General features: G+C 46.0%; 1 protein-coding gene and 1 pseudogene. Both read right to left on the reverse strand.

Annotated features, from left to right (window positions below; genetic code table 11):
- Positions 1-701: pseudogene (locus LI149_RS14920) on the reverse strand (glycine reductase); the annotation flags it as partial.
- Between the two features lie 12 nt (positions 702-713).
- Positions 714-2,237 (reverse strand): glycine/sarcosine/betaine reductase complex component C subunit beta (gene grdC, locus LI149_RS14925; protein WP_227143602.1); only part of this gene is annotated, 1,524 nt, incomplete at its 5' end.

The raw sequence follows: 2,237 nt of genomic DNA on the forward strand, positions 1-2,237 counted from the left end.
CTTCCGCCTGTTGCTGCGGATGAAAGCATTTTTACCATGATGTTTCCTGTCAGGGAATCTGTTACCATGATATCCGGTGTTCCCTGAAGTACGTCATTTCCTCTCATGACGCATCCACCGTCTGCTCTTGCAGACTCTGCGAATGTGATATCATATCCGTTCTCCTGAAGCTCTTTGAGAGCTTTCTCTGTCTGACGTGCTCCGTCTACATTCAGGATTCCGACTGTTGGATTAGCAATTCCACATGTTTTTGCTGCAATGATTCCGTAGATCGTGTTCTTGATCATACCTTCGATACGATCTGCACTGGATGTTCCTGTTGTATTTGCTACAAACATCTCTCTTCCCTTTGCCGGTGTCACTACTCGTCCTACTGTAGATACTCCGATTGGGAATGGGAAGTGCATGGTAACTGCTCCGTCTACTTCTCCATTTGCAAGCATCTCTTCCATCTTCTTGTGGCCTTCTTCGTCATCTGCAACTTTTACTGTTGTAACTCCCTCTGCCTCAAGTGATCCGATATAATATACATCAACGCCATCTTTTGCTGCCATCAGGGCTGCTTTCATGGCATTCTCTTCTCCATGTTCGCTTCCCATTCCGGTTAATGCGATCTTTGGTCTCTTTCCATAGCTTCCGCTCTCAAGACCCTGTGCCATCTCCAGGAATGTTTCTGCGATCATCTTTTCTACATTTGCCATCTTTACCACCCCTTACTCTGCTATCAGAGTAGCAGCGAATTCTTTCATTGCCTTAGCGATGAGTCCCTTTACTTCGTCCTCAGATACTCCGGCTGCAGCTTCTTCCTGTGCCTTTGTATTTCCATGGATCACGAAAGATACTCCATCGAACAGGTTTGTCATTCTTCCAAGGAACAGACTTCCTTTTCCGATGATCATTGCATTCTTGATCTTTCCTTCCAGAATGTCCTCTCTTGCAAATCCTACATATGGTACTCCTGATGGGATATGTCCCTGTGTCGGTGCCCATCCTGTAAGTCCGTGTTTTGCCGGGAACTCTCCGATCTCTTTACGGTCGAGCTCTCCTCTCTTAACTGCAAGGGCTGCGATCATCTTGTAGTTAGCAAGCGGTACATCTCCAGCTCCTGCCGGTTTTGTGATATCCGGATTCTGCATCTCTGGTGAGAATTTATCGATGTCTGTGATCTTCATTCCTGCTCTGTCAAGCGGATCTGCTACCAGACTTCCGATTACGTTCTGTGGTGCGGAACCTGTTCCTACACTGTGGCGTCCAAGCATGCTAAGGTCGATCTCCGGATTTACTCCATCGTTCTCTGCAAGGATTACACAGAAGCCGCCAAGGCAGTCCTCAAGGATTGGAAGACCTTTCTTGATGTGGTCTTTTCCGTTCATTCCAAGTTTTGCTGTACAACCTCCGGCTGTTACTGCTACACACTTGTATGCTCCGGATTTTACTAATGCTGCTGCTTCGATCAGTGCATGTGTCGGTGCTGCACAGAATCCTCTTGCGTCTGATCCTGATGCGCTTACAAGTCCTGCAACCTCTGCTGCAGCTTTTGCAAAGTTACCGCCACCTCTCTGGTTCATGTCTCCACATGCTTCCTCTGCACAGTCAATAACATACTCTACATCTGCTTTTTCGATTCCTGCGTTACGTACTGCATAAAGAAGAGCAAGTACACTTGTTGCTTTACTCATTAAGTTCTCGTGCATTACGTGTGCGCTTAAGTTCTGATCGATATCATGTGCACGTTTTACACATCCAACCAGCTCGTGGTTGAAGTAAAGTGCCTCTGCGTGCTCATCATTTACATATCCCTCGATCTCGGAAAGCTCTACACCGTCTTCGATCTGGGATGAAATATCTTCTGTAATGATTGGGTTTGCTGCAAACTGACCTTTGTACTTCTCTACGAAGTTCTTCTCCAGTTTTACAACTTCAAACTGGTCACTGATCTGTACCAGGAATAAGAACTCTTCCTCAGGCATGATCTCACCGTATTTTCCATAACGGCTTGCATTCTCCATCTTCTTGTCATACCATGGAGCCTCTACCTGTGCCAGCTCATCCGGATGTACATTTCCGATGTATGTCTGGTTTGGCCAGTAAGCTACACAATCCTCATATGAACGAAGATGCTCTGGTACCTCTTTTAAGTACTCTGAATCTGGATTTACGATTCTCTCTGTTGTCTGAGTTGTTCCATTATATAAAACCATGTCAGGAGTATGTGCTAAGACATAACTTGCTCCTTT

The organism is Dorea sp. 210702-DFI.3.17 (assembly GCF_020560825.1).
In the GTDB taxonomy this organism is placed as follows: domain Bacteria; phylum Bacillota; class Clostridia; order Lachnospirales; family Lachnospiraceae; genus Dorea; species Dorea formicigenerans.